Consider the following 18,259-nt stretch of genomic DNA (forward strand, 5'->3'; position numbering starts at 1 on the left):
ACCAGAAGCATGAGCAAGCGGCGTGCCATGGCGAATCGGCGCCTGCGCGGTCCCTTGCTGTATCAAAATGGGACAGGTGTCACACGGCGGCGGGCATTTCCTTCCCGGGCAGGGCAGCGCTTGCGCCCGGATACAGGCGAGACAGGGTGGCGTCGGTCGCCGGTGCGACCAGCGCCAGCACGCGGGCGCTGGCGGCGGCCAGGTCGGGCGCGGCGCGCACGTCCTGCCAGAGCGTCGCCAGCTTGTCGCCCTGGGCCGCGAGCGCCGCCTCGACCTCGGCTTGCCAGAAGGCCGGCGCTTCGCTCTCGACGTAATTGCCGCGCCCGCGTCCGAAATGGGCCACCGCCAGGTAGCGCAGCACGGCGCCCACCAGCAGCGTTTGCAGGAAGGCATCGGCGAACTGCACGCCCGGCTTGTCGCCCTCGTTTTTCTGGTTGAAACCCCAGGCCGCGCCGGCCGCGGTGAGGCCGCCGACCAGCGCCCCCAGCAGCGCGCCGCCGCCCAGCGTCAAGCCGCCCGCCATCAGGTCGGCCGACAATCCCGTGGCCGCGCCCGAGACCACCGCGCCCAGCAGGCCGGCCTGCGCCTTGTCGATCGGCGCGTGCACGGCAAAATTCTCGCGCACGCGGGTATTGACCGTGCGCGCTTCGCCCGGATCGACCTTGTGCAGCACCAGCATGCGCATGGTCGCCTTGTTGATTTCCCCATTCAGGCGCTCGACCAGCGCCGCCATCGCCGCGTCCTGGCGCCCTTGCCCGTCCTTGTTCCTTCCCACCGCCCGCAAGGCGCCGCGCAGCAAGCCGCCCTGGTCGCCGGTGACAGGCTCGCTGTCGCGCGCGGCGGCGGCTACCTGTTCGGCGCAGATACGTAGCGCCCTGGCATACCGCTGGCGGTTGTGCGCTTCCCAGGCGGCGCGCAGGCGTGCATAGCCGGCCTGCTTTTCCGGCGCGATCAAGGGCGCGACGGCTTCATAAAACACGTGCTCGTGCACCCAGCAGCGGGCAAACGCGTCCAGTGCCAGTACTTCGCGCACGACCGCAAAGCGCGCCAGGTGTTGTTTCCAGTCCTGCTGCTCGGCGCCTTCGGCGGCGCCGGGACGCGGCGGCCCCATCTGGTTGAGCAGCACCACGACCGGCTTGCCGAGCCACTCGAGGATGTGCATCTCTGCCGGCAGATAGCCGGCGTCGCCCGGCGCTTCGGAGGAATTGACGAGGTAGAGCACGACATCGGCTTCGTCCCGGGCCGCGCGCAAGGCTTGCTGGCTGAGCCAGAACGGACGGTCGCGGTAGCGGTCGAACACTTCGCGCAGGAACCAGCCGATCGGGTTGCCGGCCAGCGCCAGGCGCTTGAGCAGGCGCACCGAGTCGCCGAAGCCGGGCGTGTCCCACAGCAGCAAGCTGTCGCCGGCCGGGGTGGTCTGCAAGGGGTGCGCTTCGGCGAACGTCGTCACGTGGGCGGCATCGCGCACCTCTCCCACGTCGGCGCCGACCAGGGTGCGCGCCAGCGTCGTCTTGCCGTTGTTCGTGTGCGAGACCAGCGCGAACTGGATCTTGACGGCGAGCTTGTCCACGGCCTCGCTCATCGCAGCTCCGGCAAGGCCAGGCCGGCACCGAGTTCGATCGGGCGCTTGCCCGGATCGACCAGGTTCACCACCGTGGCGGCGGTGCCGTGGAAGCTGCAGAACTGGCGCCACAGGGCAATGCGTTCCTGTACCCGCGCCTCCAGCCCGGCCTGGCCGGCGCCGCGCTCGGTCAGGCTCGATTCGTCCAGCAGCACGGCCACGCCGCGCTTGCTGTTGCGCACCAGGTAATCGAGGAAGGCGCCGTGGTTTTCCTTTTCCGGCGTCGCGGCCAGGCTGAACAAGGCCGCGGTCACGGTGATGCCGGGCTCGGCGAGGGAAGCGTCGCCGAGCGCCTCCTTGGGCGCTTCGCCATAGGGCAGCGCGGGGTGCAGCAATACGCGCGCCTGGGCCCCGAGGGCCATCGCGGCCACCGTCCACAAGCCGCGGTCGCGCGCTTCGTCGAGGGTAAAACTGTAGGGCAGCACGCGCAGCACGGCGGCGCTGCCGGCCCCGATGCTGTCGGCCAGGTGGCGGAAATACGGATGGTCGAAGTCGAGCGGGAAGCGGCGCGCCAGGCGCCGCGCGCGCCAGGCGGCGAACGCCGCCAGGAGCAGGCGCGGCAGCACGACCAGCAGCACGATGGTGGCGCCGTACAGGTGGACCCAGCGCTCGCCGCCGGCGGCGGAGGTGGCGGCGCCGGCGCCGAAGCGCAGCGATTCGATGTCGGCCAGGCTAAAGCCCTGCAAAAAGGGAAACAGGAACAGGACCGGCGCAAACAACCAGGAAAGCAGGGTGTGGACCTGGGTGGCGTCGAGGAAGGTGCTTTCCCAGCCGGCCACGTACTGGGTCAGCAGGCCGCGCGCATACAGCGACAGCACCGCGCCCAGGGCGAAGGCGGCAGCCGACAGGTGCACGGTGCGCGACAGGCGCGCGCGCGTCAGCGGTTCGCTCAGCACGCTCCACTCGGCCATGAAATTGGTCAGCCCGGTCGACAGCGCGCCCGGGAGTTTGCGCGGCAAGGCGGCCTTGCCGACGCTCAGGCGGCGCAATAAACCCGGCCCGGCGCGGCCGCTCTTGCGGCCCGGGAGCAACGCCCAGACCAGCAGCACCAGGTAGACGGCCAGATTCCAGCCGATGATGAACAGCAGCGGCGCCGACAGCAGGTCGACCCGGTGCGGATCGGCAATGCGGTCGAGCAGGGCGCCGGCGAACAGGGCCAGCAGCGGCAGCGCCGCCCAGAAGGCGGGCAGGCCGGGGCCGCGCTTCTGGAAACTGGCGAAGGCCGGCGTGCGCTCGGCCAGGCGCTTGAGGATCTGTTCCGATCGCTGCTCGAGAAAATGTTCCTGGGTGAAGGCCGCCTTGCTGTCGGCAGCCTGCCACGCCGCCAGTTCGCGCGCGCTGCGGCTCGCGTACTTGCGGTCGTCTTCGCTCAGCACCTGGTGGCCGGTGTCGGCGCTTTCGATCGCGCGCACCAGCACGACCCGTCGTGCAACCTGTTCGTTCATGCTCGTCCTGTTTTATTCGATTGGCAACATCGCAGCGTCGATTGTGCACCAGATTCCATTCGAAGCGCGGCACGCTCCGTCCCCGCCACCCCATCCGTAGCAAAACTACGCAATCACGGTTGACTTCATGCAAACTCGGGGGTAGCGTCTGCCTGCGGTATTGATGAGCCACTCGGCAGAGGTAGCGAAAGTACAGCAACGCCGCGCCGAAGGCGCTAACACAAACAAATGTTTAAAACATATAAACAAATATCGGAGACTGACATGCAATTCCAACGGAAATTACTCGCCGCCCTGATCACGGGCGCCCTGCTCGGCGCGCCGGCCTGGGCCGCCATCAACCCGAACAAACTCGGCGCCGCCTACGATGCCACCAAGGCCAATGTCACCTTTAAAGTGTATTCGGGCAAGGCCACGCGCATCGAACTCTATCTCTACAGCACGGCCACCGGTACCGCCGAAAAAGCGCGCTACGTGATGACCAACACGAGCGGCATCTGGAGCGTGACGATCCCGACCTCCACGCTGAGCACCCAGGGCCTGAGCGGCACCCTGTACTACGGCTACCGCGCCTGGGGCCCGAACTGGCCCTACAACGCCAGCTGGACCAAGGGTTCGGCCCTCGGTTTCATCAGCGACGTCGACGCCGCCGGCAACCGCTTCAATCCGAATAAGCTCTTGAGCGACCCGTACGCGCTCGAGCTGAGCCATGATCCGACGACGGCGACCATGACCAACGGCACCATCTACGCCAGCGGCGCCACGTACCGCAACATCGACAGCGGCGCCTCGGCCCCGAAAGGCATCGTGCTGGCCGGCGACACGCAGGTGACCGGCACCAAGCCGACGCGGGCCTTGAAGGACGACGTCGTCTACGAAGCCCATGTGCGCGGCCTGACCATGAACGACACGAGCATCACGGCCGCCTACCGCGGCACCTACAAGGGCGCCGGCCTGAAGGCGCCGGCCCTGGCCGCGCTCGGCGTGACGGCGATCGAATTCCTGCCGCTGCACGAAACCCAGAACGATACCAACGACAACGATCCCACCAGCACGAGCGGCGACAACTACTGGGGCTACATGACCCTGAACTATTTCGCCCCGGACCGCCGCTACGCCTACGACAAGACCGCGGGCGGCCCCACGCGCGAATTCAAGGAAATGGTGAAAGCCTTCCACGACAACGGCATCAAGGTGCTCGTCGACGTCGTCTACAACCACACCGGCGAAGGCGGCGCCTGGTCGCCCACCGACAAGACGACCTACAACGTACTGAGCATGCGCGGCCTCGACAATCCGACCTATTACAGCCTGACGGCGGACTTCCAGAATTCCTGGGACAACACGGGCGTGGGCGGCAACTACAATACCCGCAATACCATCGCCCAGAACCTGATCGTCGATTCGCTCGCCTACTGGCGCGACAAGCTGGGTGTCGACGGCTACCGTTTCGACCTGGCTTCGGTGCTCGGCAACACCTGCCAGCACGGTTGCTTCAACTTCGACAAGATGGATGCCGGCAATGCCTTGAACCGCATCGTGGCCGAATTGCCGCCACGCCCGGCCGCCGGCGGCAGCGGCGTCGACCTGATCGCCGAACCCTGGGCCATCGGCGGCAACTCTTACCAGGTGGGTGGCTTCCCGAGCGGCTGGGCCGAATGGAATGGCGCCTACCGCGACGTGGTGCGCCAGGCCCAGAATAAACTCGGCAGCGTGGCGATCACGACCGGCCAGATGGCGACGCGCTTTGCCGGCTCCAGCGATTTGTATGGCGACGATGGCCGCAAACCCTGGCACTCGGTCAATTTCATCACCGCCCACGACGGTTTCACCCTGAAAGATTTGTACAGCTGCAACAGCAAGAACAATAACCAGGCCTGGCCCTACGGTCCGAGCGACGGCGGCGAAGACAACAACAACAGCTGGGACCAGGGCGGCATCGCGGCCGACCAGCGCAAGGCCGCGCGCAACGGCATGGCGCTGATGATGCTGTCGGCCGGGGTGCCGATGATCGTCGGTGGCGACGAAGCGCTGCACAGCATGAATTGCAACAACAATCCGTACAACCTCGATTCCTCGGCCAACTGGTTGAGCTGGACCCGCACCACGGACCAGAGCAATTTCCAGGCGTTTACGAAAGCCATGATCGCCTTCCGCAAGGCGCACCCGGCCCTGCGTCCGGCAAATTTCTATGCCAGCACGGACACCAATGGCAACGTCATGGAGCAACTGCGCTGGTTCAAGCCCGACGGCGGCGTGGCCGATGCGACCTACTTCAACGATGCGGCCAACCACGCGATCGCCTGGCGCATCGACGGTTCCGAGTTCGGCGACAGCGCCTCGGCCATTTATGTCGCCCATAACGCCTGGGGCGCGCAGGTGAATTTCACCCTGCCCTGGCCGGGCGCCGGTAAGAGCTGGTACCGCGTCACCGATACCTGCGGCTGGGCCGAAGGCGCGGCGCAGGTGCAGGCGCCGGGCACCGAAGTGCTGATCGGCGGCGAAAACACGTCCTATGGGGTGTGCGGGCGCGGCACCCTGCTCCTGATCGCCAAGTAACTCCTCCACGCCCGGACCGCGGCCGCCACGCACATCGTGCGCGGCGGCCGCCTCGCCATGGCATCCGGCCCCTGCCGGCGTTCCCCCTGCATGCAGCGCGCATGATTTCACGCTGTAGTTCGTCATGTGCGCTGCATACTGCAGCACCTGGGATACAAAAAATTCCTCAAATTTGCCCACAATTTGACGGTTGAACGGTGTATTCTCCACAGCAGATGGGGTGTCAAACTCACAAAACAGTCCATAAAGCGGCAGGCGCCGGCATCGATACCGGAACCGGTTGCGGACCCAGGAGACAGTATGTCGAAGTTTGCCGTGGAACACGTCAAGCGCGTCCATTCGGTCGTCCACGACCGTATGGGCGCCGATTGCATTGGATCCGGTAACCGGATCACCCGCTCCTGGATTCGTTGCCTCAACGAATACCATCTCAATCCCGACAGCTGCGCCGAGCCCGAGGTCGTGGCGCCATGCGAACTCCAGGAACGCCAGCACCGCCTGGCCGACGTGCAGGCCGTCGCCAAGGTCGAGATGGCCAACCTCTACCAGCAGCTGGCCGGCTCCGGCTACGCGATCATGCTGACCGACCGCGAAGGCGTGCTGCTCAATTATTTCGGCGACCCGGCCTTTACCCACGCCGCGTCCAGGACCGGCCTGATGCAGGGCGCGGTCTGGAGCGAGCGCGTGCAGGGCACCAACGGCATGGGCACTTGCCTGGTCGAACGGCGTCCGATCACGGTGCACCAGGACGAACATTACTTGTCCCGCAATATCGACCTCTCCTGCGCGGCGGCGCCGATCTTCGACCATGATGGCGCGCTGGTCGGCGTGCTCGACGCTTCCGGCGAATCGCGCCTGGCCCAGCAGCACACGCTGGCCCTGGTCAGCATGTCGGTGCAGATGATCGAGAACCGCGTCTTCCTGCACCAGTTCCGCCATGATTTCATCCTGCGCTTCCACAACCGGTCCGAGTTCGTCGGCACCCTGAGCGAAGGCGCGATCGCCCTCTCGGTGACGGGCGTCGTGCTGGCCGCGAGCCGTGCCGCGCTCGGGCTGCTCGGCTACGCCAGCCCGGCCGAGGTCGTCGGCCGCGATGTCTGCGAACTCTTCAACATCACCTTTTCCGGACTGGTCGACAGCAGCGTACGGCGCGCCTTCCACCCGGTGCCGATCTTCGAGGTGCGCAGCAATGCGCGCTTTTTCGCCGTCGTCTACCAGCCGGTGGCGGCGTCGACCCTGCGCCGCCCACAGCGCGGCACCGACGACACGCTCGCACTGGCGGCACCGGCCGCGCTCGACGTCCTGCATGCGGGCGATCCCATCATGCGCGCCAATGTCGACACCGCCAAGCGGGTCATGGAGCGCAATGTCGCCGTCGTGCTGCTGGGCGAAACCGGGACCGGCAAGGAACGTTTCGCACGCGCGATGCATTTGTCGAGCAGCCGCGCCACCCGTCCTTTCGTCGCGATCAATTGCGCCTCGATTCCCGAGTCCCTCGTCGAGAGCGAGCTGTTCGGCTACCGCGCGGGCGCCTTCACCGGCGCGAGCAAGGAGGGACAGCGCGGCAAGCTGCTGCAAGCCAACGGCGGCACCCTCTTCCTCGACGAGATCGGCGACATGCCGGTCGCCTTGCAGGCCCGGCTGCTGCGCGTGCTCGAGGAACGCGAAGTGGTCCCGCTGGGCGGCGAGGCACCCGTCAAGCTCGACATCCGCCTGATCAGCGCCACCCATTGCGACCTGGCGCACAAGATCGAGAACGGCGCCTTCCGCGAAGATTTGTATTACCGGCTGCAAGGCGTCACCTTCACCATGCCGCCGCTGCGCGAACGGGGCGACCGTGGCGCACTCATCCGCCAGTTGGCGCGCGAGGAAAGCGATCCCGGCTATCCGGTCGAGCTCGACGACAGCCTGCTGGCCATGCTGGAGCGGCAACGCTGGCCCGGCAACCTGCGCCAGTTGCGCCATCTGCTGCGCACCATGATCGCGCTGCGCGAATCGGACCGCCTGACCGTGCATAACTTGCCGGCCGAATACCGGCACAACCTGGCCGAGGCCGGCCCGGCCTGCGGCACGCCGCTGGCCGCGGTGCCGCCGGCGCCTGCCGCCGGCGGCACGATGATGGCCACCTCGCCGGGCGCTGCGCCGTGTCCGGGGCTCAATGCCTTCGAGTGCGCCGAGCGCGACGTGCTGCTGCAGGAGCTGAAACGCCACCAGTGGAACCTGAGCGGCGTGGCCCGCGATCTCCATATCAGCCGCAATACGCTCTACCGCAAGTTGCAGCGGCTCAATATCGAGCATCCGGACAAATCGCTGTTTCACTGACCCATGGAACCTTCAAGCACGCGCTATACCGGCACCGCGATCGCCCTGCACTGGCTGATCGCGCTGCTCTTGCTGGGCCAGTTCGCCTTCGGCCTGACGCTGGAAGATATCCCGCGCGGCACGCCGGCGCGCGGCTATTACGTCAACCTGCATAAAAGCAGCGGCATCCTGATCGGGCTGCTGATCCTGCTGCGCCTGGGCTGGCGCCTGACGCACCGGCCGCCGCCGCTGCCGCGCACGACGCCCCGCTGGCAGCGGCGCGCCGCCAAGTTCAGCCACATCGCGTTGTACGTGTGCATGCTGGCCCTGCCGCTGTCGGGCTACCTGGCCTCGAACTTCAGCCGCCACGGCATCAAATTTTTCAACCTCGTGCGCTGGGCGCCCTGGGGACCGGACGACAAGGCGCTGTACGCCTTCTTCAACGGCGCCCATCACCTGTTTGCGCTGCTGCTGGCGCTGCTCGTCGCCATCCACGTGCTGGCGGTGGCCAAGCACATGCTGATCGATCACGATGGCTTGCTGCTGCGCATGTGGCCGCGGCGCCGCGGGCCGCTCGCGCGAGCGCCTTCCAACCTGCCTATGGAGAACCGATGACCATGCCGTCCCTTCGCCGTCTTGCCCTAGCCCTGGCGTTTGCCGCCGCCCTGCCCGCGACCGCGCTGGGCGCGCCGTTTGCCTATGTGCCGAACGAAGGATCGGGCACGATCTCGGTCATCGACACGGCTACCGATCAAGTGGTCAATGAACTGCCCGGCGGCAGCAAGCCGCGCGGCCTGGCCATCGGCGCGGACGGCCGCTGGCTGTATGTCAGCGACCAGCCGAACAACCGCCTGCAACTGGTCGAACTGAAGGAGCGCAAGCTGGGCGCCACGGTGGCGCTGGGCGAGTCGCCCGAAGGCGTGTCGATCTCCCCGGACGAACGCTGGGTGATCGCCGCGATCGAGGGCAAGAACGAGATCGCGGTCACCGACACGCGCACCAATAGCCTGGCGTTTTCGATTCCCGTGCGCGGCAAGAATCCGGAGCACGCCGTCTTCAGCCCGAACGGACGCTTGCTGTTCGTCAGCGCCGAAGAGGGCGATGCCGTCGACATCCTCGACTTCGCCAGCCGCAAGCAGCTGGCCCAGGTGGCGGTCGGCGCCCGTCCGCGTGGCATCGGCTTCTTGCCCGACAGCAGCCGCGCCTATGTCGCCGCCGAAAACGCCAACGAAGTCTTCGTGATCGATACCGTCAGTTTCGCGATCGTCGCGCGCATCAAGGCGGGACTGCGCGCCAACGGCATCGCCGTGCACCCGAGCGGCAAGGAAGTCTATGTGTCGAACGGCGGCGATGCCAATGTCTCGGTCATCGACACTGCCAGCAACCGGGTCGTGGCCACGGTCCCTGTCGGCCAGCGTCCCTGGAACATGGCGCTCACGCCGGACGGGAAAAAGCTGTATGTCGCCAATGGCCGCTCCGGCAGCGTCAGCGTGATCGACACCGCCAGCCGCAGCAAGCTGCGCGACGTCCCCGTCGGCAAGCTGCCCTGGGGCGTGGTCATCAAATAGTGGCGCTGCCCTGGAAACTGCCGACGTCGACGCTCACTGCGCGCCGTTCGGCCGGTTCGGCCGGCATCGCTGCCGGGCCCCGCAACAGATCGATCACCAGGCCGGCCGGGTTGCAGCCGATGGAAGTGCGCAGCCCCGCGTAGGCGGCGGTCAGGCGCGGATTGACGTCGAGGACCACGGCGCCGCGCTCGCTCAGGATGATGTCCACGCCGACATAGCCCCACAGAGTGGGCAAGGCCGCTGCAACCTGCTGCGCCAGGCGTTCGAGCGCGCCGTCCGCATCGTTCAAGCCATTCACGGTACTGCCCAGGAAGTAAAAGCGGTTGTCGCGCACCGCCACCCGTTCCAGGTTGCGCGCCAGCAGCCGCGCCGCGCCGTCGCAGCACAGCAGTGACAGGCTGCCCAGCTTGCCCGCAATAAAAGGCTGCAGGACATACCCTTGCGCGGCGCTGGTACGGATCCAGGCCAGGGCCGAGGCGCGGTCGCCGAACAGGCGGGTGTCGAGGCAGCCGGCGCCATCCTCGGGCTTGACCACCCAGGCGCCCTCGCCCTCCGGCAGGGCGGCATGCGGACGGTAAGTCGGCACGGTTGCCACGCCGCCGTCGGCCAGGGCCCGGGCCACCTTGAGTTTGCTGGCCGCGACCCGCACCGCGCCAGGCGCGCTGCCCAGCAGGATGCGCTTGCCGCGCAAGATGTCGCGCGACAGGTTTTCCAATAAGCCTTCAGCTTCCGGCGCCAGCGGCCAGACCGCGTCCGCCGCCTGCACGCAGGCCGCGAAGCGCTCGCCGAAGGACTGCGCCGCCAGCCTGTCGCCCGGCCGGTGCGCGCCCAGCGTGGACATCGTGCACACTTCGACATCCGGCAAGGCGCCGAGGTCGGCCAGCAAGGCTTCGAACAGCATGGCGCCCTGCTGCGTGAACGCATGCGGCAAGGTACGCATCGTCGGCCCGCCTTCCAGCACGTAATCGAAAGCAAACACTTTCAAGGGCGCCATCCTGAGCCTCCGGCTGATTCCATGTCCAGGCAGCTTCCATCCACCAGGCTCAGCGCTGGGGTGCGACGACTTTGACCAGAGTAAGCGTCTCGTCGATGACGGGCGTGACGCTGCCTGGGGCGGCAGCACCGGGCTGCGCCGTGGCGGGTGCCGCTGTCCCAGGCGTCGCAACGGCAGGCACCGGCGCGCCGGGCGCCGACCCGCCCGCGGCCGCGGTGCGCGCCACCAGCGCGCCCGGCCGCTTCACCGCCGTGTTCCCCAGGGAGGTGCTGACCTGGAACACGCCGCCGGGCACGGCCTCGCTCAGCACGAAGGTATAGGTCTTGTTCACGTACTTCTCGAAGCGCGCCTGCAGCGGATCGTCCAGGTAGGGCTGGATGCGCACTGCTTGTCCGGCCACGGTCGTGCCCTGATAGGTGATGCGCTGCGGCGTCACTTGCGCGTTGTTGGCCAGCGCCATCCGGATGCGCTTGCGGAAATACGTGACCGAGCCGCCGGTCAGGCGTTTCATCTCGCCGATGTCGCGCTCGAGAAAGCCGAGCAGCACCGGGTTGCCGTGCGCGTCGTCCACCGCGGGTATCTCGCGTTTGCGCGCACCGCTGAGAAAATGCAGCACCGCATGCACCTTCCCGCCCTTGCGCGTGACGTCGAGCCGGACGCTGTCGGTAAATGCGGGCTCGAGGTTGCTGTGCTTGCGGAATTCGTAGACCAGGTTGGCCGGCGCCGTCGTGCGCGCGAGATGGTCGGTCTCGAAGAGCAGGACTTCGGCCGGCGACACCGGCTGCGCCGCGGCGCCGCCGGCGGCCAGCAGCAGCGCTAGCAGATGCGGCATGGCACGCGGAAAATGCAGGCCGCGCAGGCCGCGCGCCTGCAAGGCCGCGCGCGCGGCGGGGCGGCAAGGCAAGACGGCGCTCATGGCGTCTTCGCCGCCGATGCCGACGATGCGCTTGGCGTGTTCGAGGGGCCCGACGCCGGCACGCCCTGTTCGAGCAGGGGAACGCCGTATTGGTCGAGGATGGCGTGGATCTTGGCTGCATTCGCGGCGATCAGCCCGTCGATGCGTTGCCGAAATTCCTTGTCGCTGTGGCGCACCGCCATCGCGATCTCGAAATCGAATTTCATGCCGGGCTTCGATGTCAGCGGAACGGCGACGATCGGCGCGGTCCGGGCATGCCGGGCGAAATAGCCGGCGATCGGTCCCCAGGCAAAGGCGATGTCGATCTTCCCGCCCGCCAAGTCCTTTTCAATGACTTCGCCGGGATACTGGTCGGCGTCGCCAGTCTGGCTCTGGTACCAGCTGACTTGCTCCATCAAGCCGTTTTCCAGGAGCCATTCGGTAACGGGCGAACCGGCGAAGGCGCCGATGCGCAGCTTGCTGCGCTGCGCGGCATCGAGCGCCACGATATCGTCCAGGCTGCGCACCCGGTCCAGCCCATTGCCCTTGACATAGGCCATGGCATAGCTGGAGCGGTAATATGGCCGCGTGGTGGCCGCCATGTCGAATCCCTTCGGTACGCCGGTCACCAGGTCGCACTTGTAATGATCGGCGTGCTCTTCTTTCGCGCGCAGGGTGTTGCGTATGAAGCCCATGCGCTGCGGAAACCAGGCGTGTTCCAGCTTCCAGCCCAATTGCTGCGCAAACAGCGCGGCAATCTTGTTCTCGAAACCGTTCTGCGCGCGGTTCGACAGCGGCAGGTTGTTCGGGTCCTGGCAAACGCGCAGCACCTTGTCCTGCCCGGGTTCGATCATGGGCTGCGCGCCCGCCGTGCCCAGGCCAAGCATCCAGAGCGCCCCTGCCAGCCACGCCTGCCGCCGTGGGCGCCACTTCATTTGCCCATCTCCTGCAGGCGCCCCGGCGCGATGGCGCCGTCCGAACGTCCTTTCAGGTAGGCGTACAGGTTGTCGATGTTCTCGGTCACCATCTTGCTGGTGTCGAAATTCGGCATGCCTTTTTCGATCCTGCCCTTGAGCACGGCGGTCTTGAATTCTTCCTTGCTCAATACGCGCAGGCTGTTCACCAGCGAGGGACCGACCATGCCTTCCTGGGCCGCGCCGTGGCAGCGTTCACAGGCCATGGAGCGCCAGGTCTTCCAGCCGCTCAGGGTCTGCGCATCGACCTTGTTGCCATCGGCAACCTTGTAGGGCGGGGTATCGGCCGCCATGGCTGGTGCGGACAGCATCGCCAGGGTCCAGACGGCGGCGATGAGCGTGTTGTTCGTGAGTCTGTTCATATTCTATTCCCGGCAAGCGAGGTACGGCCGCCCCTTGATGGCGCCGGCGGCCGTCCCCGAATCATTGACATGCTAACGATAAAGGACGGACGGTTTCAGCGGTCGGGCAGCGCAAAGACGGTCAGCACGCCACCGAGCTCGGTGTACTTGGCCAGGTCCTTGTAGCCGCCAACCGCGCCCAGGCCTTCGGTTCCCTTGGTCAGGCCGGCCGCAAGACCGATGCCGGCCCAGCCGCCAATCCCGGACAGCACGCCGACGTACTGCTTGCCCTTGTATTCCCAGGTGTTGACGTTGCCGATGATCCCCGACGGGGTCTTGAACTTCCACAGTTCCTTGCCGTTGAGGTCGACGGCCTTGATGTGGCCTTCCAGGGTGCCGTAGAACACGACGTCGCCGGCGGTCGAGAGCGCCCCGCTCCAGACCGAGAATTTCTCGGGCTTCGACCAGACGATCTTGCCGGTGCCGGCATCCCAGGCAATGAAGTTACCCAGGCCGCCATGGCTGCTCGGCGCGGGGTACATCGAGAGGGTCGAACCGACATAGGGCTGGCCGGCGGTGTATTCGACCTGGAAAGGCTCGTAGTCCATGCACACGTGGTTCGTCGGCACGTAGAACAGGCCGGTCTTGCGGTTGTAGGTAGCCGGCTGCTGGTCCTTGGTGCCCAGGGCGGACGGGCAGATGCCCTTCGAATTGAAGTCCGGACCGTTCTTGTCGGTGCTGTACTTGGCGACGACTTGCGGACGGCCGCTCTTCATGTCGATGTGGGTCGCCCAGTTCACCTTCGGATCGAATTTCTCGGCGACGAGCAGCTCGCCCGTCACGCGGTCGAGCGTGTAGGCGAAGCCGTTGCGGTCGAAGTGCACCAGCGCCTTGCGCGGCGTTCCCTTGACCTTGATGTCGGCCAGGATCATCTCGTTGACGCCGTCATAGTCCCACTCGTCGTGCGGCGTCATCTGGTACACCCATTTCGCCATCCCGGTGTCGAGGTCGCGCGCGAAGATGGTCATCGACCATTTGTTGTAGCCCGGACGCTGGCGCGGATTCCAGGTGCTCGGGTTGCCGGTGCCGTAATACACCAGATTGGTCGCCGGGTCGTAGCTGTACCAGCCCCAGGTAGTGCCGCCGCCCAGCTTCCACTGGTCGCCTTTCCAGCTCTTGAGCGAGGAGTCCGGGCCGATCGGCGCCATCTTGCCGTCGGTCCAGGTCATGGTCTTGGCAGGATCGACGATCATTTCGGCGTCCGGTCCGGTGCTGAAGGCTTTCCACAGGATCTTGCCGGTGTTCATGTCGTGCGCCGTGATGCGTCCGCGCACGCCGAATTCACCGCCGCTGATGCCGGTGAGGACCTTGTCCTTGAATACGTGCGGGGTGTTGGTCGTGGTTTCGCCGACCTTGGGATCGCCCACCTTGTTCTTCCACAGTTCGGCGCCGGTCTTGGCGTCGAGGGCGACCAGGGTGGTGTCGGCCTGCTGCAGGAAGATCTTGCCGTTGGCGTAGGCCACGCCGCGGTTGACGGTGTCGCAGCACATCACCGGGATCACGGCCGCATCCTGCTTGGGCTCGTACTTCCAGCGGATGCTCTGGTCTTCCAGCGAAATGGCGAAGACCTTGTTCGGGAAGGGACTGTGGATGTACATCGTGTCGCCGATGACCAACGGCCCGCCTTCGTGGCCGCGCAGTACGCCTGTGGAGAAGGTCCAGGCCACTTGCAGGTCTTTCGCGTTCTTGCTGGTGATCTGCTTGAGTTCGCTGTAACGGTGATTCGCCAGGTCACCGGCCTGCATGGCCCAGTTCTTCGGGTTCTTGGTCAGCTGTTCGACGTCGGAGCTGGCCGCGAACGCCGGGGCAGCGGCCAGGGCCAGGCACGGCCACCAGCGGATGAGTCTTGTAGCAAATGACATGGTAAGTCTCCTATGGTTTTTATAAGCGGTGCGACCTGGTAGAGCGCTTCAAGCTTTCAACCTTCGACAGGCGGGATGACGCCTTCAACTACACAGCACTTAACGTGCCAGTAGCTTCGCCGGCGGCTTGCCTGCCATATCGCCCGGAACCGGCGCGCCGGGCGTGACATCGTGTTCAACATTCGTGACAGTCTGCCGCTGACCTGTGCCATCCATGGCGCAGGCGCCACACCAGACTCAACGCTCCGGGACATAACAAGCCTTGTTGGCGCCAGCCTGGAGCGCCTTGTACTTGCTGGCCATCTCCTTGACCGACGCCGGATCGCGAAACAGCGCGCCGCGCTCGCCGGCCAGGCTCTGGTTGCGCAATGCCGTCGACACTGTCACGTACTCGTCGTAGGGCATGGCCTTCGCGATGCGGTCGATGACGCACGAGCATTTGTAGAGGTACTCATACTTGCTCTCGTGCTTTTGCATGCACTCGAGGACATACTCGACCCGGCCGCTGGTCGGGAAATCGTTGGCCTGGACGGCAAACGGCGCCATGCAGGCCACCAGCAGCAGAAGGTGTCGCTTCATCTTTCCTCCCCGTGAACCTGCGCAGGGCCGGCCTGGGACCGGTCGGCGGACCCGCGCCGGCCAGATCATCAGGCGTCCTTGAGCACGCCGCGCGTCTTGGCCACATGGGTCGAGATCGCATCCATCAAGGGGGGAGACAGGGCGTCATACGGCGGCAGGCCGATTTCGGTGAGACGGGCGCGGATCGCTCCCATGTTCTCCGGCCGGGCGCCCGCTTCGATGATCGAGGACACGAAGGCGGCGAACTCCGGCCCGGCCCAGCCGCTTTCCTTCGACAGCTCGGTGTGCACGAAGTCGAGTCCGTAGAATGCATGGCCCGTGTTCTCGATGCGGCCGTACATGTGCACGCCGCAGTCGCGGCAGGCGTGGCGCTGGATGGTGGCGCTCTCGTCGACCACTTGCAGCTTGTCTTCGTTGGCGGTGACCCGGACCTTGTCGCGGCCGACGACGGCGACCTGCGCAAACAGCGCGCCGGCCGGCTTCCAGCATTTGGTGCAGCCGCACACGTGGTTGTGCGCCACCTGCCCCGTGATCTGGACGGTGACCGGGTTGCTGGCGCACAGGCAGGTCAAGGTGCCGCCCGCGAAGCCGGCATCGGCCCGCTTGATGTTGTCGACCGCCGGATGAATGTTCACTGCAGTGCTCATGATCGCGTCTCCTATTGGTTGTGTCGATGTGTCGGACAAGCTTGTCGGGTACTCGACCGGAAAGAACGTGAATTTTCCGGGTCAATACCTAGTACAGCACTACCGAGCGGATCGATTGCCCGCTTTTCATCAGCTCAAAGCCTTCGTTGATGCGCTCGAGCGGCAAGGTGTGGGTAATCAGGTCGTCGATGTTGATCTTGCCGTCCATGTACCAGTCGACGATCTTCGGCACGTCGGTGCGCCCGCGCGCGCCGCCAAAGGCGGAACCTTTCCATTCGCGTCCCGTCACCAGCTGGAACGGACGCGTGCTGATTTCCTGACCGGCGGCGGCCACGCCGATGATGAAGGACTGGCCCCAGCCCTTATGGGTGCATTCGAGCGCCTGGCGCATCACTTGCGTATTGCCGATGCATTCGAACGAAAAATCGGCGCCGCCATCGGTCAGCTGCACAATGTGGTCGACGATATTGCCGACTTCGTTCGGATTGACGAAATGGGTCATGCCGAATTTACGGGCGATCTCGACGCGGGCGGGATTGATGTCGACGCCGATGATCTTGTCGGCGCCGACCATGCGCGCGCCCTGGATCACGTTCAGGCCGATTCCGCCCAGGCCGAACACGACGACATTGGCCCCCGCTTCGACCTTGGCCGAAAACACGACCGCGCCGACACCGGTGGTGACGCCGCAGCCGATATAGCAGGCTTTATCGAAGGGTGCGTCCTCGCGGATTTTGGCGAGCGCGATTTCGGGGACGACGATGTAATTGGAAAAGGTCGACGTCCCCATGTAGTGGAACAGGGGCTGGCCGTCGAGCGAAAAGCGGGACGTGGCGTCCGGCATCAAACCGCGCCCCTGGGTCGAGCGGATCGACTGGCACAGGTTCGTCTTGCGCGACAGGCAGAATTTGCATTGCCTGCATTCCGGCGTGTATAGCGGAATGACGTGGTCGCCCGGCTTGACGGAACTGACGTTCGGTCCCGTTTCGAGCACGATTCCGGCGCCTTCATGGCCGAGGATGGCCGGAAAAATGCCTTCCGGATCGGCGCCGGACAGGGTGTAGTAATCGGTATGGCATATGCCGGTCGCCTTGATTTCCACCAGGACCTCGCCGGCGCGCGGACCTTCCAGGTCGACTTCGGCAATGGACAGGGGTGCTCCGGCCTTCCACGCAATGGCTGCTCTCGTTTTCATGGCATCTTTCTTGGCGATGAGGTCCGCGTCGAGGCGGACGGTTTATAATCGAAGTTGCTGTGCAGTTGCTCCGGAATTGCAACAGTACAGGGCTGCGCCCGGTGTCCCGAATCGAGGACAGGTGTTCCGTCGCTCGCGCTCGTATGGGTGGAGCACGGCCGATGGACACTGGCGAACAAGCATGGATGCAAGCACTGTGCCACGCAGTACGCAGCATGGGCCGGCAACGTGGTGTCGTGGCGGGCGGTGCAGGCTGCACATCAGCGCGCACAGTGTCGTGTGATATCAATCGAACCAGAGCAGTACCCTGTATCCCCGTCCCGGTACATGGATTTTTTACCAAGGAAAAGAAGATGGCTCACCATAATCAACCGAAGCGCGATTCGTTACGTCAGCTTGCCTCCATTGGCGCAGCGGTCGGAGCCGCCGTGCTTGCACCTGCAAGTCTTGCAGCGCCTGGCCCGAAATCAACAGTCTCGGCAGCGCGGGCACTTGAAATGCTGAAGGAAGGTAACGCGCGTTTCATTGCCGATCGCCCCGAGTCCGTTACTCAAGGTAAGCAAAGACGTCTTGAGATCGCTCGCAGTCAATCGCCTATCGCTGTGCTCGTCAGTTGCTCGGATTCCCGCGTGCCCCCGGAGTTGCTGTTCGGCCGTGGCCTGGGAGAGCTTTTTATCATCCGCAATGCAGGCAACACGGTCGATACCGTTGCCTTGGGTAGTATCGAGTATGCGGTGACCCAGTTGAACGTACCGCTCGTCGTCGTGATGGGCCACGAACGCTGTGGGGCAGTCGACGCAGCGGTGTCGGTGGTCGAGAAACAAACCGTATTTCCGGGCAGTATGGGGAGAATGGTGGAACCGATCATCCCGTCCGTACTCCAGGCGCGCACCGCGCTCGGACCCAAAGGACCCAAACATACCCACGATGAGTTACTCGATGCATCGGTCAAGCGCAATGTCCAGCGCGTTGTGAGTCGGCTGCGTGAATCGGAAGCCTTGTTGCTCGAACCTTTGCGTGCTGGAAAACTTATGATCGTCGGCGCACGCTATGACCTCGACGATGGTCGCGTCGAGTTCTTCGAGGGCTGACAAGCGCTTGTGCAGGAAACCTGCAACAAACCGTGAGACGAAAAAAAAACCCGCTGATCTGTATCAGCGGGTTTTTTCTTTATAACTAGCCTGACGATAACCTACTTTCACACTGGTTGCAGCACTA

Annotated in this window: 15 protein-coding genes; 5 read left to right on the top strand and 10 right to left on the bottom strand. The window is 65.3% G+C overall.

Features of this window, described 5'->3' with window-relative positions; genetic code table 11:
• Positions 1 to 79: 79 nt before the first annotated feature.
• Positions 80 to 1,582: a DUF3482 domain-containing protein gene (locus ACFPOU_RS20040; RefSeq protein ID WP_379725457.1), complete on the bottom strand. Its 1,503-nt coding sequence runs from the start codon at positions 1,580 to 1,582 to the stop codon at positions 80 to 82.
• Positions 1,579 to 3,066, bottom strand: coding sequence for a DUF2868 domain-containing protein (locus ACFPOU_RS20045; RefSeq protein ID WP_379725460.1), 1,488 nt, complete (start codon positions 3,064 to 3,066; stop codon positions 1,579 to 1,581). Before ACFPOU_RS20045 ends, ACFPOU_RS20040 begins: the two co-directional genes overlap by 4 nt.
• A 264-nt stretch (positions 3,067 to 3,330) precedes the next feature.
• Here ACFPOU_RS20045 and ACFPOU_RS20050 point away from each other — a divergent pair, with 264 nt between their 5' ends.
• From ACFPOU_RS20050 to ACFPOU_RS20065, 4 genes are all read left to right on the top strand, one after another.
• A complete protein-coding gene (locus ACFPOU_RS20050) occupies positions 3,331 to 5,625 on the top strand; it encodes a glycogen debranching protein (RefSeq protein WP_379725463.1) in 2,295 nt (764 codons plus the stop codon).
• A 300-nt stretch (positions 5,626 to 5,925) separates the two neighbouring features.
• Positions 5,926 to 7,947, top strand: a complete 2,022-nt coding sequence (locus ACFPOU_RS20055; protein WP_379725466.1) for a sigma-54-dependent Fis family transcriptional regulator — start codon at positions 5,926 to 5,928, stop codon at positions 7,945 to 7,947.
• Between the two features lie 3 nt (positions 7,948 to 7,950).
• A complete protein-coding gene (locus ACFPOU_RS20060; RefSeq protein WP_379725469.1) occupies positions 7,951 to 8,541 on the top strand; it encodes a cytochrome b in 591 nt (196 codons plus the stop codon).
• Positions 8,538 to 9,494, top strand: coding sequence for a beta-propeller fold lactonase family protein (locus tag ACFPOU_RS20065; protein WP_379725472.1), 957 nt, complete (start codon positions 8,538 to 8,540; stop codon positions 9,492 to 9,494). Before ACFPOU_RS20060 ends, ACFPOU_RS20065 begins: the two co-directional genes overlap by 4 nt.
• On the opposite strand, the gene ACFPOU_RS20070 is transcribed toward ACFPOU_RS20065, so the two are convergent.
• From ACFPOU_RS20070 to ACFPOU_RS20105, 8 genes are all read right to left on the bottom strand, one after another.
• Positions 9,487 to 10,473 carry an ATP-grasp domain-containing protein gene (locus ACFPOU_RS20070; protein WP_379725502.1) on the bottom strand — a complete coding sequence of 329 codons (987 nt, stop codon included), beginning with the start codon at positions 10,471 to 10,473 and terminating at the stop codon, positions 9,487 to 9,489. The two genes, ACFPOU_RS20065 and ACFPOU_RS20070, sit on opposite strands and share 8 nt — an antisense overlap.
• A gap of 64 nt (positions 10,474 to 10,537) precedes the next feature.
• Positions 10,538 to 11,404 (bottom strand): hypothetical protein, encoded by an 867-nt coding sequence (locus ACFPOU_RS20075; protein ID WP_379725475.1) that lies wholly within the window; start codon positions 11,402 to 11,404, stop codon positions 10,538 to 10,540.
• The gene (locus ACFPOU_RS20080) at positions 11,401 to 12,318 is read right to left on the bottom strand and encodes a quinoprotein dehydrogenase-associated putative ABC transporter substrate-binding protein (RefSeq protein WP_379725478.1); all 918 of its coding nucleotides are present in this window, start codon (positions 12,316 to 12,318) and stop codon (positions 11,401 to 11,403) included. Before ACFPOU_RS20080 ends, ACFPOU_RS20075 begins: the two co-directional genes overlap by 4 nt.
• Complete coding sequence (locus ACFPOU_RS20085; RefSeq protein ID WP_379725481.1) at positions 12,315 to 12,719, bottom strand: c-type cytochrome; 405 nt, start codon at positions 12,717 to 12,719, stop codon at positions 12,315 to 12,317. The genes ACFPOU_RS20080 and ACFPOU_RS20085 overlap by 4 nt, the downstream gene beginning before the upstream one ends.
• 95 nt (positions 12,720 to 12,814) lie before the next feature.
• The gene (locus ACFPOU_RS20090) at positions 12,815 to 14,620 is read right to left on the bottom strand and encodes a methanol/ethanol family PQQ-dependent dehydrogenase (RefSeq protein WP_379725484.1); all 1,806 of its coding nucleotides are present in this window, start codon (positions 14,618 to 14,620) and stop codon (positions 12,815 to 12,817) included.
• A gap of 237 nt (positions 14,621 to 14,857) precedes the next feature.
• Entirely contained in the window at positions 14,858 to 15,199 is a 342-nt protein-coding gene (locus tag ACFPOU_RS20095; protein WP_379725487.1) for a hypothetical protein, read from the bottom strand.
• A 68-nt stretch (positions 15,200 to 15,267) separates the two neighbouring features.
• Positions 15,268 to 15,846, bottom strand: coding sequence for an S-(hydroxymethyl)glutathione synthase (gfa, locus tag ACFPOU_RS20100; protein ID WP_379725490.1), 579 nt, complete (start codon positions 15,844 to 15,846; stop codon positions 15,268 to 15,270).
• Positions 15,847 to 15,934: 88 nt separating this feature from the next.
• Positions 15,935 to 17,041: an S-(hydroxymethyl)glutathione dehydrogenase/class III alcohol dehydrogenase gene (locus ACFPOU_RS20105; RefSeq protein WP_379725493.1), complete on the bottom strand. Its 1,107-nt coding sequence runs from the start codon at positions 17,039 to 17,041 to the stop codon at positions 15,935 to 15,937.
• 161 nt (positions 17,042 to 17,202) lie between these two features.
• Between ACFPOU_RS20105 and ACFPOU_RS20110 the strand changes: the two genes are divergently transcribed.
• Positions 17,203 to 18,132, top strand: coding sequence for a carbonic anhydrase (locus tag ACFPOU_RS20110; protein ID WP_379725496.1), 930 nt, complete (start codon positions 17,203 to 17,205; stop codon positions 18,130 to 18,132).
• Positions 18,133 to 18,259: the final 127 nt, after the last annotated feature.

Origin of the sequence: Massilia jejuensis (assembly GCF_042656795.1) — a bacterium.
GTDB lineage: Bacteria > Pseudomonadota > Gammaproteobacteria > Burkholderiales > Burkholderiaceae_D > Telluria > Telluria jejuensis.